20 protein-coding genes, 1 pseudogene and 1 other annotated feature are annotated in these 20660 nt (G+C 59.0%); of the genes and pseudogenes, 16 read left to right on the plus strand and 5 right to left on the minus strand.

The features are described 5' to 3' along the window. Positions 1–57 precede the first annotated feature (57 nt). The gene (locus VCK47_RS11705) at positions 58–228 is read left to right on the plus strand and encodes a ribbon-helix-helix protein, CopG family (RefSeq protein WP_322890673.1); all 171 of its coding nucleotides are present in this window, start codon (positions 58–60) and stop codon (positions 226–228) included. Positions 229–399: 171 nt separating this feature from the next. Here VCK47_RS11705 and VCK47_RS17985 read toward each other — a convergent pair whose 3' ends face one another. Continuing rightward, complete coding sequence (locus VCK47_RS17985; RefSeq protein WP_416236668.1) at positions 400–732, minus strand: DUF6966 domain-containing protein; 333 nt, start codon at positions 730–732, stop codon at positions 400–402. A gap of 528 nt (positions 733–1260) precedes the next feature. On the opposite strand from VCK47_RS17985, the gene VCK47_RS11710 reads away from it, so the two are divergent. The 7 genes from VCK47_RS11710 (at position 1261) to VCK47_RS11740 (ending at position 7449) form a co-directional block, all read left to right on the plus strand. Then, on the plus strand, positions 1261–1593 hold the full coding sequence (locus VCK47_RS11710; RefSeq protein WP_322890672.1) for a copper resistance CopC family protein: 333 nt from the start codon (positions 1261–1263) through the stop codon (positions 1591–1593). Then, complete coding sequence (locus tag VCK47_RS11715) at positions 1590–2498, plus strand: CopD family protein (protein WP_322890671.1); 909 nt, start codon at positions 1590–1592, stop codon at positions 2496–2498. Before VCK47_RS11710 ends, VCK47_RS11715 begins: the two co-directional genes overlap by 4 nt. A gap of 61 nt (positions 2499–2559) precedes the next feature. After that, positions 2560–2925, plus strand: coding sequence for a c-type cytochrome (locus VCK47_RS11720; RefSeq protein WP_322890670.1), 366 nt, complete (start codon positions 2560–2562; stop codon positions 2923–2925). A 651-nt stretch (positions 2926–3576) separates the two neighbouring features. Then, positions 3577–3632: a sequence feature (sul1 is cis-regulatory element that is thought to sense ions involved in sulfur or methionine metabolism; They are found in Alphaproteobacteria), on the plus strand. Between the two features lie 66 nt (positions 3633–3698). Then, complete coding sequence (locus VCK47_RS11725; RefSeq protein ID WP_322890669.1) at positions 3699–5189, plus strand: SulP family inorganic anion transporter; 1491 nt, start codon at positions 3699–3701, stop codon at positions 5187–5189. Positions 5190–5201: 12 nt separating this feature from the next. After that, on the plus strand, positions 5202–6065 hold the full coding sequence (locus VCK47_RS11730) for a universal stress protein (protein WP_322890668.1): 864 nt from the start codon (positions 5202–5204) through the stop codon (positions 6063–6065). A 177-nt stretch (positions 6066–6242) separates the two neighbouring features. Further along, entirely contained in the window at positions 6243–6416 is a 174-nt protein-coding gene (locus tag VCK47_RS11735; protein ID WP_322892288.1) for a TraR/DksA family transcriptional regulator, read from the plus strand. A 211-nt stretch (positions 6417–6627) separates the two neighbouring features. Next, positions 6628–7449 carry a hypothetical protein gene (locus tag VCK47_RS11740; RefSeq protein WP_322890667.1) on the plus strand — a complete coding sequence of 274 codons (822 nt, stop codon included), beginning with the start codon at positions 6628–6630 and terminating at the stop codon, positions 7447–7449. Between the two features lie 629 nt (positions 7450–8078). On the opposite strand, the gene VCK47_RS11745 is transcribed toward VCK47_RS11740, so the two are convergent. Genes VCK47_RS11745 through VCK47_RS11755 form a run of 3 tightly spaced genes read right to left on the minus strand, consistent with a single transcriptional unit; the run spans position 8079 to position 9859 of the window. Continuing rightward, positions 8079–8702, minus strand: a complete 624-nt coding sequence (locus tag VCK47_RS11745; protein WP_322890665.1) for a transmembrane anchor protein — start codon at positions 8700–8702, stop codon at positions 8079–8081. A gap of 19 nt (positions 8703–8721) precedes the next feature. Continuing rightward, positions 8722–9450 carry a HupE/UreJ family protein gene (locus VCK47_RS11750; protein WP_322890664.1) on the minus strand — a complete coding sequence of 243 codons (729 nt, stop codon included), beginning with the start codon at positions 9448–9450 and terminating at the stop codon, positions 8722–8724. Positions 9451–9505: 55 nt separating this feature from the next. Continuing rightward, positions 9506–9859, minus strand: coding sequence for a hypothetical protein (locus VCK47_RS11755; protein WP_322890663.1), 354 nt, complete (start codon positions 9857–9859; stop codon positions 9506–9508). 85 nt (positions 9860–9944) lie between these two features. On the opposite strand from VCK47_RS11755, the gene VCK47_RS11760 reads away from it, so the two are divergent. The 6 genes from VCK47_RS11760 to VCK47_RS11785 all read left to right on the plus strand — a co-directional run bounded on the left by VCK47_RS11760 (position 9945) and on the right by VCK47_RS11785 (position 17282). Continuing rightward, positions 9945–10205 (plus strand): metal-sensing transcriptional repressor, encoded by a 261-nt coding sequence (locus tag VCK47_RS11760; RefSeq protein ID WP_322890662.1) that lies wholly within the window; start codon positions 9945–9947, stop codon positions 10203–10205. Between the two features lie 10 nt (positions 10206–10215). Further along, a complete protein-coding gene (locus VCK47_RS11765) occupies positions 10216–11535 on the plus strand; it encodes an MFS transporter (RefSeq protein ID WP_322890661.1) in 1320 nt (439 codons plus the stop codon). A 330-nt stretch (positions 11536–11865) separates the two neighbouring features. After that, positions 11866–12321, plus strand: coding sequence for a (2Fe-2S)-binding protein (locus VCK47_RS11770; protein WP_322890660.1), 456 nt, complete (start codon positions 11866–11868; stop codon positions 12319–12321). Further along, the gene (locus VCK47_RS11775; protein ID WP_322890659.1) at positions 12321–14384 is read left to right on the plus strand and encodes a xanthine dehydrogenase family protein molybdopterin-binding subunit; all 2064 of its coding nucleotides are present in this window, start codon (positions 12321–12323) and stop codon (positions 14382–14384) included. Before VCK47_RS11770 ends, VCK47_RS11775 begins: the two co-directional genes overlap by 1 nt. 59 nt (positions 14385–14443) lie before the next feature. Beyond that, positions 14444–15361, plus strand: a complete 918-nt coding sequence (locus VCK47_RS11780; RefSeq protein WP_322890658.1) for a helix-turn-helix transcriptional regulator — start codon at positions 14444–14446, stop codon at positions 15359–15361. Positions 15362–15965: 604 nt separating this feature from the next. Next, the gene (locus VCK47_RS11785; RefSeq protein WP_322890657.1) at positions 15966–17282 is read left to right on the plus strand and encodes a Fic family protein; all 1317 of its coding nucleotides are present in this window, start codon (positions 15966–15968) and stop codon (positions 17280–17282) included. Positions 17283–17332: 50 nt separating this feature from the next. Here VCK47_RS11785 and VCK47_RS11790 read toward each other — a convergent pair whose 3' ends face one another. After that, positions 17333–18352 (minus strand): metallophosphoesterase, encoded by a 1020-nt coding sequence (locus VCK47_RS11790; protein WP_322890656.1) that lies wholly within the window; start codon positions 18350–18352, stop codon positions 17333–17335. Between the two features lie 248 nt (positions 18353–18600). Between VCK47_RS11790 and VCK47_RS11795 the strand changes: the two genes are divergently transcribed. Both VCK47_RS11795 and VCK47_RS11800 read left to right on the plus strand, forming a co-directional pair. Beyond that, positions 18601–19020, plus strand: a complete 420-nt coding sequence (locus VCK47_RS11795; RefSeq protein WP_322890655.1) for a hypothetical protein — start codon at positions 18601–18603, stop codon at positions 19018–19020. 323 nt (positions 19021–19343) lie between these two features. Continuing rightward, positions 19344–20500: pseudogene (locus VCK47_RS11800) on the plus strand (IS3 family transposase). Positions 20501–20660 lie beyond the last annotated feature (160 nt).

Raw genomic sequence — 20660 nt, forward strand, 5'->3', positions numbered from 1 at the left:
CGACTAACGTGCCACTATACCATTCTGATGTCAACATCATAATGCAAGAAAGTTAAAATGGCTCCCCCCAAAAGAGATACCGAGGCTATCACACTACGCTTACCGCGCTCATTGATCGAAGAAATCGACGACCGCCGCCGTGTGGAGTCGGACCTGCCAACACGTCCCGAAATGATACGCCGTGCGTTGACACAATGGCTAGAAATGACCGAGCCGCCAAAGGGCTAACTCTGGCTGATCATTGTCGCACCCGGCCGATTGGGGCCGCTCGCTAAGGTGACCGGCGCTGTAGTGCAGCTTCACTAGACCGGCCATTCCTGCAGGGCGCAGCATTTTCCGACAACCAAGGTCCGCTGAGCGGGACGGAACTGCCGTTCATTAAGTCGATACAATTGTAAGCTAGTGCTTATTTGTGGCTCTATGCTCGAAAATTAGGTCAATTCCCGAGTCGAACAGATTTTTGCTTAAGAGACTTCCGGCAAGACTAACTGCTTCTGTATCGGCTTTCCAACCTTCAGCACTAACCGGCGCCCAATCGTTGAAGCTTCCCATACCTCCGTGTGCAGACAAGAAGAACCGGGCGCCCGCAAGATCCCTGCGCTTTATATGCTTAAGCGCTACTCGTATCCAGTTGGTCCAATGCGTTTGGATGGGGGCAAATTTTAGATCGCTCAAGATGATTTCAAGCAGGCTTTCTAGCTTTGCGAACTTGGCCTCACAATTGTCCTGCACTCGTTACTCCTATCGTCTGCAAATACCGTTGAAGGCATTAAACTTGCTATAAAATCACGCTGAGTTTCTTTTCAGGCTTGATCGATGTGGGTTCAAGACAGACCTTGGCCGCGTTGCAGTAATTGGTCAATACGGGCTCGAGGCTGTCATGCGGCAGTGCTGCAGGAGTTGCCCTCAATAACCACTACGGTCCATCGGTGACGGCCCTTAACGGTCATTCAAGCTGTTGCGAGGCCTTTGCCAAAGCGGCCATTCAAGCAGGGCGGAGCAACCTGCGGCAACCAGCCTGTAACGAAACCGAGAGTATGCTGTCATGCCCTTGATCTTCCAGCAACAGGAATCCCTGTTCATTTAAATGGAAACGCTTGCGGAGCGTCCGATTCGCAAGCTGCCTGAATTGAGTGCAATCTAATCTGGGCAAAGGTCGCACTTCCCACTGCGCCCCTGGCAGACTTTGCAGAATGGAGAACGTTAATGAGGCATCGCTTATCTACCGGTCTGTGCCACATCTGTCGGGTGGTGCCAATAGTGGCAACGGTTGTAGCGGCCCAGCCTGCGGCCGCGCATTCCGAACTTCGCGGTTCCGTTCCCGCCGTCGGGGCGGTGCTGGACTGCGCGCCGGCCCAGATTGAACTGCAGTTCAACGAAGGCGTGCTGTTGACCGCGCTGCGTCTGCATCGGGTGGATGGTGCCGAGGTTGAGCTGCCCCGTCGCGCAATCCGTGAGGCAGCGCTGGAGACCATCGAGTTGCCGCCGCTGGAGCCCGGCGATTTTCGCGCCGAATGGCGCATCATCTCGCCCGACGGCCATGACGTCGGTGGGGCCAATCCTTTTAGCGTCTCAAGAGAGTGCCAACCGTGATTCTTGAATATCTGCAGCCGGATCCGTCTTTTCTGGATGGTGTCGCCGTGGTGGTGCGCGCGCTTTATTATGCAGCAACCATCGGTGCCGCCGGTCTTGCGTCTTTCATGATCGGATATGGCCACCGGTTGCGGCCTGCCGAGGCCGCGCGGTTGCGTCGCACGCTTTTGGGGGCCATCGCCGCCGGGTTGGCCCTGTCGGTTGGCGCGCTGGCACTGCGGGTGTTGGTGCTGACAGCCGGGGCCAGCATAACCGATGGCGCGGTCTGGGAAGCCATGATGCGCTCGCGCATCGGTGATGCCTTTTGGTTGCGCAGTGCGGGCCTTGTCTTGCTTGGGGCCGGGGTGATGCCATGGCGGGCGGGGCCTGCCGTTGCGGCGGTGGGCGGGGTTCTTGTGCTTGGATCATACGCGGCGATGGGGCATTCTATGCTGTTCCTGCCCCGGCAAGAGATTGCGGCCTTGGTCGTGCTGCATCTTGCGGTCGTGGCCTTTTGGGTTGGTTCGCTGTTGCCCCTTATGTGGGTGGCGCAGCGACCCGATGGCGCAGAAACCGCTGCTCTTTTGCACGACTGGAGCCGCGCGGCGACGGTTGCGGTGGCGGCGATGATTGCGAGTGGTGTGCTGTTGACGTGGTATTTGACCGTGCGTCTTGACCTGATTTTTGAGGCCTGGCATGGCTGGGCGCTTGCCGGAAAGATCATGGTCGTGCTGGCGGCGCTGGCGCTGGCGTTGTTGAACCGGCTGCGGCATACCCCAGCTCTGGAACAAGGACGAGCGGGGGCGGGCGCTCGGCTAGCGTTGTCGATCCGTGTTGAGATTGTCTTGGTGCTGCTGGTCTTCTACGTCGCAGCCGAAATGGTCTCAGTCCATCCGGTTGACTACGGCCACAGGGTGCAGAACTGAGATTTCGGTAGGGTGCAAATAATGCCAATGTGTTCAGTATGACGATCGACAATCGTCCTCGATGCGTCGTTCTTTTGGGTGTTTGCGCGGTCACTCTTTTCGGTGGCGATGCACTTGCGCAGGAAACGGCCCTGGGGCGCGACCTCTACGGCCAGCACTGCGCGGCCCCTGTCATGGTGCGGATCTGGAAGGGGCCGTTAACTGGCGGCAGAAGGGCTCGGACGGCCGATTCCCGGCCCCGCCGCACGACGAGACCGGCCATACTTGGCATCACGGTGACGCGATGCTGTTCGACTACACCAGTCGCGGCGGTCAGGCTTATCTGGATGATCTGGGGGTGGCGTTTGACGCAGGTATGCCTTCGTTCGGCGATATCTTGAGCGATGCCGAGATTGAGGCCATTTTGACCTTCATCAAATCGACATGACCCGAAGAGATGCAAGCCTTTCAAGCTGAGCGCACTGCTGCCGAGAGCGGAAACTAGCGTTGCCTCGACCTTGCCGTTAGAAGGTTGGGTCTTCCCTCGTCGCAGGGGTTTTGAGACATGCTGAAAGGATAGGCGCCGGAAACCCTGCGCAGGGCCAAAACTCGTGGGTATAATTTCGGAGGCTCCACCTTGCGCAAAACCACAGATTTAGTTCGGCACGGCCATCGACCGCTTTGGCAAGATGCGGCAGATGCAAAGCTGCAGTGTCGTAGGGCCGCTTTCCGCCCCTCGAGACGGTGACCCTCTCGCTGCCGGTCTCGGCCCAAAGCTGCCCTCCATCAGGATCGCGGATGCCGCGGCGCAGCTTCACAAAACCTGCCGTTCGTGCATCGCGCAGCATATTGGGCGGTCCAAGGTTAGCAGTGCGGACAAAGCGGGCTATCCACGATCGAAGATTGATGTCGACGTCTGTTGCAACCACCAACCTTCAGGCAGTCCAGCTGGTGTTGGCTCATACCAAGATGGATACCTTCTTCCAATCAGTCGATTAAAAAGTAGACATATTCTGTGGCCCAATCTGTTGCCCGACGGCGAAATCCGCTTTCCGGCTTGCCAAGCTGGCGACATTCCGCGTATCAGGCCTTCGAAACGCATGGATCCGGTGCAAGCCCGGATGGCTCTTCCGGCCGCTGATCCGCCGGATAACCTGAACTGATACATCAGAACATTTCGATTTGCGGCTTGCATGGCCCGGTCGATCAGGAAAATTTTACATGATTTCAATGAGCGCCTATAAAGATGAGTGGTTTGGCAATGTCCGGGGTGATTTGATCGCCGGCCTTGTCGTAGCCCTTGCCCTAATTCCGGAGGCGATTGCCTTTTCCATCATCGCGGGTGTTGACCCGAAGGTGGGGCTATACGCCAGTTTCTCGATCGCGGTGCTCATCGCATTCACCGGCGGTCGGCCTGGCATGATTTCGGCGGCGACAGCAGCAACGGCGGTATTGATGATCACGCTGGTGCGTGAACATGGGCTGGAATATCTGCTCGCTGCGACCGTGCTGGCTGGTCTGCTTCAGATCGCGGCCGGTGTATTCGAGCTTGGCTTTGTCATGCGCTATGTCTCGAAATCGGTCATGACCGGGTTTGTGAATGCGCTGGCAATCCTAATCTTCATGGCACAATTGCCCGAGCTTGATCCGACAACTGTCACCTGGTTGACCTATGCGCTTGTGGCCGCCGGGCTGGCAATCATCTACCTGTTCCCGCTGCTGACCAAGGCTGTGCCTTCCCCACTCGTCACCATCATCGTACTGACCGGGTTGGTGATGATCTTCGGCTGGGATGTCCGCACGGTGGGTGACATGGGAGAGTTGCCTGACACGCTGCCGGTCTTCCTGATTCCGCAGATCCCGCTAACGCTGGAGACGCTGATGATCATCCTGCCCTATTCGGTTGCCGTCGCCATCGTCGGCCTGTTGGAAAGTCTGATGACGCAGAACATCGTCGATGATCTGACCGACACTAAATCCAACCGTAACCAGGAATGTATCGGTCAGGGGATTTCCAATACTGCGACCGGTTTCATAGGTGGCATGGCAGGTTGTGCAATGATCGGTCAGTCGATCATCAACGTCAAATCCGGCGGGCGCGGGCGGCTGTCGTCCTTTGCTGCAGGGGTCTATCTGTTGTTCATGATCCTTGTGCTGGGCAATCTGGTCAGTCAGATCCCGATGGCGGCGCTGGTCGCGATCATGATCATGGTCAGCATCGGCACATTCTCGTGGTCGTCGATCAAGGCGCTGCGCACACATCCGCAATCATCGTCGGTTGTGATGATCGCGACGGTGGTGACGGTGGTCTATACTCACAACCTTGCCATAGGTGTGCTGGTTGGCGTCCTGCTGTCGGGGATCTTCTTTGCCGGCAAGATCGCGCAATTGTTCAAGGTTACGAGCGAGATCACCAAGAATGGCAGCCAACGGACCTATGTCGTCGAAGGGCAGTTGTTCTATGGCTCGGTCGAGGATTTCATGAACGCGTTCGATTTCAATGAAACGCTCGAAAAGGTGATTATCGACGTCAGCAAGGCACACATCTGGGATATCTCGTCTGTGCAGGCGCTAGACATGGTGATCCTGAAGTTCCGTCGCGACGGCGCCGAGGTGGAAATCATCGGCATGAACGAAGCAACTGAAACCATCGTGGACAAGCTTGCCATTCATGACAAGCCGGGTGCCATGGACAAGCTGATGTCGCATTAAGGGAGAGATACCATGAACCTCGATAGCCAAAAGATTGTCGCCTTCGTCGACGGATCTGTCTATTCCGAAAGCGTCTGTAACCATGCCGCTTGGATCGCGCAGCGCACGGAATCGCCCGTCGAACTGATCCATGTGTTGGGCCGCCGCGAGGGGCCTGCAATGGCGGACCGGTCCGGTGCGATCAAACTGGGCGCGCGCACTGCCCTGCTGGAAGAGCTGGCCGATCTTGATGCGCAGCGTGCCAAGCTGATCAACAGCCGTGGCAGGGCAATTCTCGAAGATGCGCGTGCCATTCTGGATCAGGACGGTGTGAACGAGATCAGCACGCGACTGCGTCAGGGCGATATCATTGAAGCGGTGTCCGAGGTGGAATCCACCGCCCGCGTTATCATCGTCGGCAAACGCGGCGAGGCGGCGGATTTCGCCAAGGGCCACCTTGGGTCGAACCTTGAACGGATCGTACGGGTAGCACAAAAACCCGTGTTCGTCGCGTCCCGCGCCATGCAACCGATCAATAAGGTGCTGGTCGCTTATGACGGCGGCGCATCGGCGATGAAAGCGATCGATCACATCGCCCGCAGCACGCTGTTCGCGGGGCTGCATATACATGTCGTTACCGTCGGCAATGAAACCGCCGAGGTGAAGAAGGGTCTTGATGATGCCAAGGCAGTGCTGAAAGCCGCAGGGCTGGATGTGGAAACCTCCGTGCTGCCCGGTCAGCCGGAAAAAGCGCTGTCCGAACTGGTGGAAACGGATGGCTATGACATGTTGGTCATGGGTGCCTATGGCCACAGCCGGATCCGCACGCTGGTGATCGGATCGACCACCACCGCGATGATCCGCGCCTGCAAGGTGCCTGTTATCTTGATGCGATAGGCAGTGCCAGAACCGACTCCAGAGCAGTTGAAAGCCCAGTTCCTTCCACTCCTACAGAAGGAACTGGCAGATCTGCTGATGGCCTCGGCTGCGACGGTGGGCGATCGCAAGCCGGTCGAACTTGACCAACAAAGCGTCGGACGCCTAAGCCACATGGATGCGATGCAGCAGCAGGCGATGGCTGCGGCACAGGACAGTCGGCGTCACGGGCGCATCCGTGCGGTGGAGGCCGCAATCAAAAGACTGGATACTGGAGAATTTGGGTGGTGCCATAGCTGTGGGGATTCCATTGGCCAGAAGCGGTTAGAGGTTAACCCGACGATCATGCGCTGCCGAGAATGCGCAACCTGATCTCGGATCGTCCCTGCTGTGGATTGACCCTTTATTTCGGTAAACGCGGTTTATAGCGCCGCTCTCCACGTGCCGGCAAAGCAAAGCACTGAAATCTGCAAAAGCAAGCCTACCGGCTTGTATGCGTGCTGATCAAAACGGTGTTGCGACATGTGCGACCCTTGACCGTTTTCATTGCAAGGGTATCGTGAAAGCAGAGGGAGGGCGTACAATGGGGCAACGGCAAGTTTCGTTTAACACGGATATTTTCACGCAAACGGCATCGATTTTTGAAACAAAACGGCAGGTTTTACCACCTGTTGTAGTCGAGAACCTCGCAAAAGAAGTTGTACGACGCATTGTCGATAGCAAATCTCGCGCGGCTTCGTTTGACACAGCTACGATCAGCCCAGATCGTATCAACGCATTTTGCGACGCATTAATCCGGCCGAGCCCCGATCCAGCTTTACGCTTCATCGAAGACCGCCGGGCCGAAGGTGTAACCCGACAAGGTGTTTATCTTGGCTATATTACCGGCGCCGCCGTCTGCCTCGATGACGGGTGGGCGAGCGACAAATATTCATGCATCGACGTGACATATGGCACTGGCCATCTCTATGCCTTGATGCGAGCGTTGCGCGTCGAAGGTCCCACACGCCCTGTTGCGTTTCAACGCAACCGCAATGCACTTTTCGCAACAGTGCCTGGCGATGATCAAGGAATTAGTACGACTGTCGCAGCTGACATGTTGCGAGAAATTGGCTGGGAAATCGATCTCAGGACCAAAACCGAACATAATGCTCTTGTTGCGCATATTGAACGGACCTGTCCACACATCATCGTGCTCTTCCTCAGTACGATGCGGCGGCTAGATGCACTCATTCAGCTGATTGTTTCCACGCGCATCGTCTTGCCTAACTGCATCATCGGCGTAGCGCCGCTAGAGACCATTAACGTGGACCGGCTGGGTGCTCTGGCAGATATTGATCTGGTGTTCAAAGACGTAAGGACAGCCTGCCGGGAATTAGACCGGCTCATCGCACCACGTTGTTAATCAGTCTGTCGCTATCGAAGCAAATCTCAATATCCTGATGACGTTCGGTGTTTGCTCGAATGCCCAATTAGAGGTGTTGCTGCGTCGCTGCGTTCTCCGCAACTGTGATTTATCCGGGCCGCCCATACCGAACCTTGGCGGGCGTACGGCAATATTGAGCGGGATCGAGGTGACGACCTGTGAGGTAAGGATCATCGCTGCGATCCGGATACTCAACGTGATCAATAATCTCTCACCTGAAAGCCTGACTACGATCCCGAATATCTCGATCCCCATGTTGCCCGTGAGCCTTGAGCCATGATTGAGCGGCGCGGGACGCCCAGCATGACGGTTCGCTTGGCGACGAGCCGCTATTGCAGTTTGCTGCTTAAGCAATGCCGCAACCTCGCAGAGCGCTGCCCGCCCCCTCGAGACGATGCGCTTCTGGCCGCCGGTCTCGGCCCTAAGCTGACGGTCAGGGAAGCCGTGGAATAATAACAGATTTTCGTCGTATCGGACATTATGCACGACACGCGATCGTGCTTCAGGCAGGCGTTCCGGTAGTGATCACTGTTCCTTCGGAATGAGCGCAATGGTCCAGCTTGTGGAAATGCCGCCATCCGCTGCTGCTGCAAATGGCGGCGCCTAGATCAATAGGTTTCGACAATGTCGCTGTATTCACCACGCACTTGGATGGTCATGGTGATGGGCGTGCTGTCGCGGTTGCGCCAGAACCAGCCGTGATCACCGGCAAAGGGCGCTTCAATAATGCCCTCGCCTTCGGTTTGGCCAGCACCACGCTCATAATCGACAGACTCTCCGCCACTGTGGGCATGCAGGTCAAAATTGACCCGTCCGCCTGTCGCGGTCCACGAGTAGGTGACCGTGTTGCCCGCCTCCATCGTCATCTTGATTTCGGCTGTGTCACCGGGTTCCAGAACAAATGTTACTTCGTCCTGCCAGGCTTCCTGCGCATGGGCAGCGCTGACGAACAGGCCGAACACGCTGTCCAGCAGACTGGATGATTGGTCCAGTGCGCGCTGTTCATCCAGCAGGCGATCCGCCTCGGCTTCTTCGGCCAGCTGAACCTTGATCTCGCCCATTTCGGTCAGGCCAAGAACACGGCCGACTCCAGTCGGGTCGATGGCATACTCCGCAGGCAGAACCACGGTGACCAGGATGGCAGCAGCGCCGATGCCCGCGATGATGGTGGAGCGGAACAGTTGCGCTTTGGTTGGCAATTCTTCGATGTTTGGTTTGGGTGCATTATGCATGTGACTATCCGTTCTTTGTTCAGGTTGATGCGATGTAACCGGCGACCTGATAGGCCGTCAGCCAGATGCCAAGGCCCATCATCACCACGTTGGCGATGGTGGCCTGCCGCATGAAGTTGGGGTGGCGGCGCCAATAACCCATGACGATCAGGATCACGGCAAGGGCAAGCAACTGGCCCACCTCGACCCCGACGTTGAAGGCCAGAAGGTTTGCCAACAGACCGTCCTGCGGGATCTGGTATTCAATGATTTTCGTGGCCAAACCCGTGCCGTGAAACAGCCCGAAGATCAGCGTTGCGACCTTGGTGTTGGGCTGGAAGCCGAACCATTTCTGGTAATAGCCAAGGTTGTCGAGCGCCTTGTAAACCACCGACAACCCGATGATCGCGTCAATGATATAAGCGTTGATGCCCCAGCCATACCACACGCCGAACAGCATGGTGACGGAATGGCCGATCGCGAACAGGCTGACATAGATGCCAACGTCCTTCATCCGGTAAAGGAAGAAGACAACGCCCAGCAGGAACAGGATATGGTCGTATCCTGTGACCATGTGTTTGGCACCGAGGTAGATGAAGGGAATGATCTTCACCCCCCAGATTTCCTGAATGTAGCCCGCATCACCAGCGGTGACGTTATGGGCAAAGGCTTGCGCCGCAGTCAGCATGAACGCCGCAAGCAGGATAAAGGTCAGCGCAAGCGGGCGGGTTGGTGCCAGGGCGCGCAGGACCCGCGAAGTCGAGGTCATGGATTTGTCTCCAGTGTGTGATTGATGGAAAGGTCGTGCCGCAACGCGGCCCGCATCATCCACGCGGAGGTCGATCAATCATGTAACTGCGATATGGTCCTGCCGAGGATGCATGCAGATGCCAGACATCACGGCTGTCCCATACTTCGTTCGTTGTCGCGGCCAGCGCCAGCACAGCCGGACTATGGTCATGATCCGCCACATCATGGCTATGACCATGTAAAGCCCATGCCAAGTCTTCATGGAATCCGTGGGTATGCCCGTGTTCCGCGATCATCGCGCGGTGATCGGCAATGACATCGAACACCGATGGCGCATGGTCCGTCGCTTGTGCGATCGACCACACGACCAGCGCCAGACACAAAAGTGCCGACCACACAGTTCGTCCGAAGGTTTTCAGCCGTTGCACGGGAATTCCTGACTGCTCGATCCTGTCCGCAGCATGTTGTTCATGCCATCTTGTTCTATCCCCCCGGGGGGGATATTTCCGTTCTATGATAAAGCCCCATCCCCATGCAACCCACCCCGCTTTAATTGCCCGGCTGAAACGCGCCGATGGGCATCTGCGTGCAGTGATAGAGATGATCGAGGCAGGCAAACCCTGCGTCGAGATCGCACAGCAGATGCAGGCGGTCGAAAATGCCGTGGCCAATGCAAAGCGCGCTCTGATCCATGACCATATCGACCACTGCTTGGATGCCAACCAATCCCCCGCGGATCGTGAAGAACTGAAAGCGGTCTCGCGCTACCTTTAGGACCGCCCCCATGCTGCAAGTCCTTGCCGACCGGACCTACCGTCATCTGTTCGCAGCGCAGGTCGTGGCATTGCTGGGCACGGGGTTGGCCACTGTCGCACTTGGCCTGCTGGCCTTTGATCTGGCGGGCGATAATGCCGCGATGGTGCTGGGGACGGTCTTTGCGATCAAGATGGTGGCCTATGTGGGTGTCGCACCTGTCGCCGCTGCCTTTGCGGGCAAGGTAAACCGGCGCGCGTTTCTGGTGGTGCTTGATCTGGTGCGTGCGGCCGTGGCGCTGTGCCTGCCCTTCGTGACGGAGATCTGGCAGGTTTACGTGCTGATCTTCGTGCTGCAATCCGCCTCTGCCGCCTTCACGCCGACCTTTCAGGCAACGATCCCCGACATCCTGCCGGACGAGGCGCAATACACCCGCGCGCTGTCACTGTCGCGGTTAGCCTATGATCTTGAAAATATCGCAAGCCCGATGCTGGCGGGGCTATTGCTGGCGATGGTCAGCTATAACGCGCTGTTCCTTGGCACGGTGGCAGGTTTTGCCGCCTCGGCCATGCTGATTGTCTCGGTCATTCTGCCCAGCCCACAACCATCCGCTCCGCGCGGCATCTATGACCGAACGACGCGCGGCATCCGCATTTACCTTGCCACACCACGTCTGCGCGGGCTGCTGGCGCTGAACATGGCGGCTGCGGCGGCGGGCGCGATGGTGCTGGTCAATTCCGTCGTGCTGGTGCGTGGCACGCTCGGGCTGGATGCGTCCGCTCTTGCGTGGACGCTGTTCGCCTTCGGGGCGGGGTCGATGGCTGCCGCACTGTTTTTGCCACGTGTGCTGGACAGCGTGGCGGATCGGCGAGTGATGATCGGTGGTGCTATGCTGATGGTCGTGACGCTTGCCGCACTGGCAAGTGAAGTCGCAATTGCAGGGCTGATCTGGCCGGTCCTCCTTGGAGCTTGGCTGCTTGTGGGTCTGGGGTATTCTGCCGTCCTGACGCCATCCGGGCGGTTGCTGCGCCGCTCTGCCCATGCAGAGGATCGACCCGCGCTGTTCGCGGCACAATTTGCGCTCAGCCATGCCTGCTGGCTTCTGACCTATCCGCTGTCAGGATGGCTGATGACCCAGTTCGGACTTATTCCGGCGCTTAGTGTGATGACGGTGCTGGCAGGTGTAGGCATCCTCGCCGCCATGCGCCTTTGGCCAAGCGAAGATCCGGAAACGCTTGAGCATACCCATGACAACCTGCCACCCGACCATCCGCACCTTCAGGGTGCTCGGAAGCACGTGCATACCTTTGTCGTGGATGAGAACCACCCTCGCTGGGCGTCCCAACTTTAAGGCGTAACATAGCCATATCCTGGGCTTCAGTTATAGTTTAAGAATGTCCGCTTTGAGTCCTACTCAAGACCCATGCCGCATCGCAACGAAAGTCCGGAATCCGCCCTTCCTGAAGGTGCTGTCTGACCTACCTGATCGGTCCTATCCTGCCGTTAGGCCCACCCGCAGCAAGCGGCCGCTGCCGCTCGGTTCCGGCCATTACCGACTCCGCGGCAGAGGTCCGAGGTCAGCCCTGCGCAGGTGTGCAGCACGGAATATTGGCGTGATCATTCAAGACCGCGGCACAGACGCACCCTAATTTCCGACTTAGATCATGACCGGGAGTTCTTCATGTCCTTCGTCCTCAATAGCAAAAGCCAAGACATTCCGCCCGAGTGGGCCGACGAGCCGTTGCTCTTTCTACTTCGAGAGCACCTTGGCCTCACGGGCGCGAAGTTCGGCTGCGGCGTGGGCATCTGCGGCGCCTGCACCGTCATCGTGGATGGAGAAGCGGCGCGCGCCTGCATCATACGTGCCGGGGATGTGGAAGGCCTCCCAGTCCGCACGGTCGAGGGTCTGGCCGGCGCGGATATGCTGCATCCTGTGCAACGGGCATGGCTCGACCTCGCCGTGCCGCAGTGCGGCTACTGCCAGGCCGGGCAGATCATGTCCGCCATCGCGCTCCTGGAGCGGATCCCGGAGCCTTCGGCAGGGGACATCGACGTCGCGATGGACGGTAATCTCTGCCGGTGCGGAACCTATCCGCGAATCCGCGCCGCCATCCTGCGCGCGGCGGAGGACCTGTGATGCGGCGGCGAAGCTTTATGGCCGCCGCGGCCGGCGGTCTTGTGGCGCTGCTCGGCGGGGGTGCAGGGGTCTGGAGTCAGGTTCCTGTCATCCCCTCGCGCCCGAATCCCGATGCGCAGACGGCGCTGGGTTGGATCGTGCATGCGGACGGGAGGTTCACCCTCACCCTGCCTCGTGCCGAAATGGGACAGAATATCGCGACGGCGCTGAAGCAGGTAGCTTGCTCGGAACTCGGGGCCGACTGGGACGCGGTGGACGTCCTTCTCCACGCCACCGGCATGGCGCGTGTCAAGGCGACGGTGGGCAGCGAGTCCGTCATGCTTTACGCCGAGCCCCTCGCTCAAGCCTGCGCCGCGCTGCGTGACGCGCTCGCCGCGGGACAAGTGACCGGCATAGTCACCGTCACGAAGCGGCCGCTGCCCGAGCTGCGCTCTATGCGGACCGGCGGACTGATGGGCACCAGCCCCGAGATCGCGCAGGGGCGCGGGATCGTGACCGGCGCGCCGCTCTATGCCGCCGATGTCAGGTTGCCGGGGATGCTCTTTGGCCGGGTGCTACGCGCGCCGGCGTCGGTCGAAGTTGCGTCGCAGCCGCTGTGTTGGAACCTGAAGGCCGCGCAAGCCGTGCTGGGGTTCGTCGCCATTGTCGAAGATTGCGGCCCGCCCATCGGTAAAGCGCGAGGCCTCGGCATTGTTGCGTCGCGGCCGGGTGCTCTTGAGGTCATCGCCGAGGCGCTGGGGGTGGACTGGGACATCGCGGGGGACCCGCCCCTCATGGACATAGAGCGTGCCGTGGACATCGACGCGCGGCTGGCCGACGGGGCGCTTCCGCACCGGGTTCTGGGTGGCGACCCTCGAGAGGAGGACTGGGACGTTGACCTACGGCTCGACGTGCCGCTGGCCGCCCATGGGCCGATCGAGCCGCGCGCAGCGGTCGCCGAGTGGGATGCGGACGGGCTCAAGGTCTGGGCCGGGACGCAGGATGCTTTCTACGTCCGCGACGTGCTGGTCGATGCCTTCGGGCTGGGCGCGCCGAGTGTCACGGTGCAATCCTGCCGCATCGGCGGGGCCTTTGGGGGCAAGACGATCTGCACGGTTGAGGCCGAGGCCGCCGCACTCGCAAGGGCAGCCGGCGTCCCGGTCAAGGTGCAGTGGACGCGGGCGCAGGAATACGCCCTCGGCTTTCACCGCCCGCCGTCGTCGCACCGGATCAGGGCGCGGCTGAGGGGCGGGCGCATCACGGACTGGGACCACGCGCAGGTGTCTTCGCACGTCATGTTCACTTCTGCCGTCTTGCCGGTGTGGATGCAGCGCGGCACGGACCTTTTAGCCGGTGATGGCGGCGTCGCGCGGGGAATGGCAGCGCCCTATGTGTTGGGCCGGGCGCGGGCAGCCTACGATGTCGCCCGCCTGCCGGTGCATACGGGACCTTGGCGTGGGCTCGGTGCGGGGCCCAATGCGCTGGCCATCGAAAGCGTCATGGACGAGGCGGCGCTTGCAGCCGGGGCGGACCCTCTGGCATTCCGCCTCGCCCATGTGGAGGACCCGATCCTCGCCACCGTGCTGGCGCGGGTGGGCGAGATCGCCGCTTGGGGAGAGCCGCCCGCGGCAACGGAGGGTCTCCGCCGCGGGCGCGGGATCGGCTGCGGCATCTACAAGGAGACGAGTTACGCCGCCGCCGTCGCCAATGTCGCCGTCGATAGTCGCGGGCGGGTGCAGGTCACGGGGCTCTGGTGTGTGCATGACTGCGGCCTCGTCATCAATCCCGACCAGGTGCGCGCGCAGTGTGAGGGCAACCTTGTCTGGAGCCTTGGGATGGTTCTGATGGACGATCTGCCGACCGAAGCCGGGCATGTCGTGGCCGAGACCTTTGTCGACGCCCCGATCCCGCGCTTCACCGAAGTTCCGCCGGTCACGGTGGACCTGATCCTGAGCGACCGCGCGCCGCAGGGCGCGGGCGAGACCGCCATCGTTGCCGGGCCCGGCGCTATCGCCAACGCGATCCGCGCCGCCACCGGGCACAGGCCGATACGCTTTCCCGTTCGTGCCGGAGACGTGGGATGACAGCCTCTGAACAAACGTGCCACGATGCGTCATGCTGTGCCGCGACAGGAGCAAAAACGATGAGCGGACGGGACGAGGGACAGGATTTCGCCTCGGCCGCAATGATGCGGTTGATCGCGGCGGGGCTGGCTCGGCAGGGTATTGCGCTGCGTGACCCACCACCGGCGGGGGCGCACGTCCCGCGGCTGGGAAAACGCGATGCGCTGGCGGCGATCCTTGCGGAGCATGGCCCAGTGGTGGTCCTGTCCATTGCCGATGCCGCGCGCCACATGCCACCCGAACCGGTCGTCCAGGCGCTGCTCGCGGCGCGGGATACGGGCGACCTGCTGGAGCGCTGGCGCCGGCTAGAGCGCTTCAGTCACGGGCGCCATGCAGTCGAGACGCACAACATGGAAGAGGGCATGTTCCGGCTGGTCCACCACACGCGGGACGGCGGCCCTTCCCCAAGCTTCGGCGAGAGCCTTCTGGTAATGGGCGTTCTTGCCGTTTTGGCGGAGATCATCGGCTCGGCCGATGTGACGCTGGCGACCGAGACCGGCGATGTCTGGCGGGAAAAAGGAGTCTGGCACGCCCCGCGCCGGGCCGATGCCATGGGTAGCATGGTAATGTCGGCACCTGTCAGAACAATGCGCCGACCCGGTAATGGCGCTGTAAGAGCAGATGCTGTCGGCGGGTTGCGCCAGCGCCTCGCCGCCGATCCGGTTCGCCGCTGGACGCTGGCGAATCTCGCCAATGAGACGGCTACGTCTCCCCGGACCCTACAGCGTCGGCTTGCCCGGGAGGCCGTGACCTTCTCGCGCCTCGTCTCGGAGGCGCGATTGCAGGTCGCGGCGTCCCACCTTTGCGATGCTGACGGGCCCGGGCTCGCGGAGATAGGGTTCCTCGCCGGGTTCTCGGACCAGGCACATTTCGCGCGCACCTTCAGCCGCAACGTTGGAACGACCCCCAGAAGCTACAGGGCCGAGTTTGGACGGTAACTGGGAGCTGATCACCAATCATCGGTCAGTCACCGAGCGCAAATCTTTCGCCGTGTTCTTCAACAGGCCCGTGCGGCAGTAACAGCAACGGACATCACTTTCGCAAATAGCGCTTTCTGCACATTGCTGTCGTTCGTGAACGACGCGGCGAACGCGAGCTCTGCGCCCTTGGTGTCCTTTTTCTGCGCCCTGCAAATTTGTTTAGAAGAACGCTCTCCAGAACTACTGATGACCGCCAAGAATCCACGGTTTCCGTATCTGTCCATGGGTCACCATTCAAAATCCTAGAGATTGTCTTCGATAAAACCTGACGGCTTCACTCACGTCTTTAGGGGCGCTGCGTCTGGTCACTTGGATGGACTAATCGGACTGTCCACATGAGATCCAGGAAATCAAATTCCGTGTCCCGAAGGATTTCCATAATCTTAAATTAGCTGAACACCCAAAACAAACGCCGGAGGGAATGGTGAATATATTCAGTATTTATCCGGTCACCGGTGGTTGTTTAGCCCTTTATAGCAACAGAAATTTACATTTCTTTATTTATTCACACGTGTTGCTTTCTTCTGTAACCTAACCGTCTTTGCAGGATATCCGAGGCACCATGAACCGCATTTCCTCCGTCACGAATCTCACGCCGCAAGAGCATGCGGTCATCCAAACGATGCTGCGTATTCCGCACGGTGTTAGCCAGAGCGAACTCATTGCGCGGTTGCCGGATGCGCTCAGTCAGGCCACGGTGTCGCGGATTATGTCGTCGTTGATCAAGCGGGGTTTTCTGATCAAGGAGGGGCAGACGCGTGGTGCGCGGTTTTCGCTATCGGATAGGGCGCGGCGCGTAAGCACCGATCCGCAGCATCGCCGGGCTGTCCTGTATGACCCGGACCGGATTGGTGGCTATGTCCCCAATAAGTCCCGCTGGCTTTCCGAAGCGGCGACCGCCCGGATGCAGGAAGCTGTCGCGCTGGCGGGCGGAAAGGCCAGCATACCGACGACATCTGCCCCGGAAATCATGGAGAAGTTCCTCCTCGACTTTTCGTGGGCCTCCTCAAGTATATCGGGGAACAGGCACAATCGGGTTTCGACACGATTACTGATCGAACACCGCTTCATGGACGGGATGAGCCCGTATGAGACGGCCCTGATCCGGAACCACCATAACGCAATCTCGGCGTTGGTAGCTGATCTCGATGGCCCGTTCCCGGATGTTGGCACGGTCCAACGCCGCCACGTGCTGATGATGCGGGATTTGCTGGATCATGCCGACCTTGGCCGTTTGCGTCAGACCGAGATGCAAAACCCCGCGACAAGCTATCGTCCGTCCACTGACCAAGTCTTGCTGATGACCGGGCTGAACGATCTGCTCTCCAAAGCAAAACGTGTGACGGATCCGTTTGAAGCGTCATTCGTTCTGTTCGCGGGGTTATCATATCTTCAGGCATTCGACGGCGGCAACAACCGAATGGGCCGGCTTCTGGCGAATGAACCGTTGCTGCGTGCAGAGCTTCCGCCACTGTCGTTCAACGGGATCGACAGGACACTTTACGCCCTCGGCCTGATCGCATTCTACGAGACGGCAACGACCAGCTTGCTGGGGAATGTTTTTGCTGCCGCCTATGCGACATCTGCATCCGGTGTTGATCAGTCTGTGCAGCCCCGTCGAGTTCCGCAGGCACTTGAGGTTCACGAGCGGGACCGGATCGAACCAGTGATGAAGTTCATCTTTCAGGAACGGATACCCGACACAAAGATACCGATGGTCGTGGAGGAGGTGTTCGGCGACCTTGGTGAAAGCGACCGAAAGGCGATGGTCGGGCTCCTGTCCATGACGGCCGACCGCGCGTCTCCTGTCTCTGCCTTTCTTTATGGTGTGACCGAGATGGATATGCGGGACCGCAATTCTGCCAACCACAGCAAATGACGGCTTGCGATGACTAACCCGTCCGCCCAGCAGCGTGGTCCCCATCGACCTCATTCCCCGACCTTAATCAGGCTATCCTGCCTCAATGATATCTCGCCGGACCAGTGATAGACGCAAGCGGATCGGGGGTAATCCAGACATGCGGCATGCGGCGCTTCAATCATGGGCTCGCCGGTCATCTTGTAATGTCCAACCAGAACTGGCGGATCTGCAGGGTCATAAAACGCGACACCATCCGTCGGCCCGATTTTGGCATCGGGCAAATCCGCCGGTTCCGGGACCGAGAGTGCGGCTGCGCGCCACGTCGGGGCATCGGACCGCCACCATGCGATGCGAACGTCAGATCGGACATGGCCACCTGCATCGGTAAAGCTGACGCTGGGCGGCAGAGGAATTTCAGGTCCGGTCAGCAGCAGGTGGACCGCTCTGGCAAAGGCCGTTTGTTTACCTGCAACCTCTTCCAGATCGGCCTCCCGCAAACACCCGTCCGGTCGTCGCGCTGCAATTGTTGCGATTGCTGCGGGGTTCCAGCACGCATGAACCAGACGCAGGTCGCCAAGATCGAGCCAGAGCGGCAGGTCGAGGAACCAGCGCGTCCACGCAAGGGCGGCCGCTGTGCCGACCCCGAAGCGATCACAGAAGCTCTGGTGCTGCCTGAGGTTCTTGGCATCGCGGAGGCGCAGTGGTTTGCCGTCGCGGCCAATCCGGTGAAAGAGGATTGCGTTGAGTTCATGATTACCCATCACGGCCACCGCCAGACCGTCGTCAACAAGGCGACGCACTTGCGCAAGAACGGCCGCGTCATCGGGGGCGTTTACCGCGGCACCTGCGTCGATCAGATCACCCAGAAACGCGATCTTGTGGCCCATGCGGCAGGATCGCAGGCTTCTGTCTAGGCGATCAGGATCGGCATGGATATCGGGAATGATCGTGTATTTTGACAAGGATATTCCTTTTCTTTTTTGGATGGTCTTGGAGCTTTGGATGGGCGACATCCCAAAGTTTCTCGGGCTCGCTCGGTCAATCAAGCCTGTTCCCCGTTGATGACGCAAATTGGACAAATCTGTCACATCACCCGAGCCTGTCAGACCGCCTCAACCCAAAAGTCGGATGTATTTTAATTCCGCTCAAGAACCTGGCTTCACGGAAGTGATCCGGCATCAAGGTTTGGTCCGCGCTGAGAGAAAAAGTTGGTCGTTCTTGGCGGTTTGATTTGCTTTGATTTGTGGATTGATGCTCTGACCTTGCTTCCGATGGCCATTGCACTCTCATTTCCCCCTGTTTTGGCTCGAAACACTATATTGCGGGATAGATGATCATGTCCGTCTTCGTTTTGCGGATGATCCCCGTGCGGGATAACCCCGGGGGGTTATTCTATGACGACTCCGGTTTTTTTGCCGGTTATCGGCATTTATTTATATTCGTTCGTCAATTTTTGACCCGATCGATCCTCGGCGATGTAAAACTGATAGTTCAGCTGAACGCCTTTCGCGCCTCGTCCTATGTGTATCGCTTCGCCATCATTCTCGGCAAATGGGAGCTTTGTTCCGGGTTGGCTTTAGGATTTTTGCAAGTATCCGGCGTTTATTTACCGCCGTTCAGCGATGCTCAGACATTGGTGGGGGAGGCCGCCCGTCACGCGGCGCGCCCCAAGTCATGGGCAACCGCCCACTCGATAAACCGACGGTTCCATGCGCCAGATTTGGTGAGGCCGATTTCACCGTGCTCGGTCATATAGTCCGCTGAAGCCAAGAAGGCCCGCGTCATGGGCGAGTGCGGCAGGATCAGATCACTAGGCGGATTTTGGAAGGTGATCATCAGTAGGTCACCACGATGACGCATGGTTGGCATTCCCGCATCTCGATAGTGAAGTGTCGCGGTAGTTGCTCATACTCGACGTAATCGGCGTCGAAGTCTGGCTGTGAGGCTAGGTCAAGCTTTCCGAAGCGCGATCTTGTCTTCTTGGCATTAGCGGTCAACACCTCAGAGAAGCTGATTTTGAGGTGCCCCTAGATATGTAGACGCTTTGCTTGGTAATTTTGGAACCAAGGAGAAGCACGGATGTCTTTGCAGAAACGGTTTACGGACGAGTTCAAAAGGGACGCTGTGGCGCAGGTTGTTGATCGCGGGTATGCGGTCAGCGAAGTGGCTGAGCGACTGGGGGTCAGCACGAAGTCGCTCTACACATGGAAGGCTCAGTTTGCGAAGCCTGCCAAGGCTCGAGAGGCGGAGGCGGATCTGGCCGTCGAGCTCCGTCGGGTGAAGAAGGAACTGGCCCGCGTCACTGAGGAGCGCGATATTTTAAAAAAGGCCGCAACATACTTCGCGCGAGAGTCCCGTTGAAGTATGGTTTCATCCGGGCCCATCGATCCGAGTTTTCGTTTCGGTCAATGTGCCGCGTGCTGATGGTCCACGTCAGCGGCTTTTACGCATGGCTTAAAGAACCGTTAAGCCAGAGTGCGCAGGACGATGCACGGCAGACAGAGTTGATCCGACAGGCTTGGTGCGAGAGCGGCAAGATCTATGGCTACCGCAAGCTGACCGATGATCTGCGCGATCTCGGCGAGCAGGTTTCTGAGAACAGGGTCGCCCGGCTGGCCAGCCTTGCGGGCATCTTGGCCCAGATTGGCTACAAGCGCCGCCCGGGACGATATGGCGGGAAGCCTGCGGTCGTCGCGTTCAACACTCTGGATCGGCAGTTCAAGGTAGATGCGCCCGACAAGGTCTGGGTCACGGACATCACCTACATCAAGACCCACGAGGGCTGGCTGAATCTGTCTGTCGTTATCGACCTCTTCTCACGGCGTGTGGTAGGCTGGTCCGCGCAACCCCGCATGACGACCGACCTGGCGCTGCAGGCCTTGCTTGCAGCGGTCTGGTGACGCAAACCCAAGATGAAGGTGATGATCCATTCAGATCAGGGGTCGCAGTTCACCAGCCGTGAGTGGCAGCTGTTTCTCAGTCAGCACAACCTGCAAGCCAGTATGAGCCGGCGTGGGGATTGCCACGATAACGCTGTCGCCGAAAGCTTCTTTCAGCTTTTGAAGCGGGAACGGATAAGGCGACGCACATACCCGACACGCGACGCTGCACGGCAGGACGTCTTCGAATACATCGAGATGTTCTACAACCCCAAGCGCAAGCACACGAACAACGGCATGCTGTCACCGGTTGACTTTGAAACCAGACAGCAGAAACTGAACGAGGCAGTTGTCTAGGAAACTAGGGGCACCTCAAAGCTTCAAATTCCTCTTTTGTGGCGACAGAGATGTTCTCCGACCAATTTTACCGACGATATGCTGGTCCGCTGCTTCTTCACCTACACTATCGAAGTTGTGAACCATATTCGTCCCCCAGCGTTGACTCAAAAGCAGGCCC

It is taken from the genome of Yoonia sp. 72 (genome assembly GCF_034652275.1).
Taxonomy (GTDB): Bacteria; Pseudomonadota; Alphaproteobacteria; order Rhodobacterales; family Rhodobacteraceae; genus Yoonia.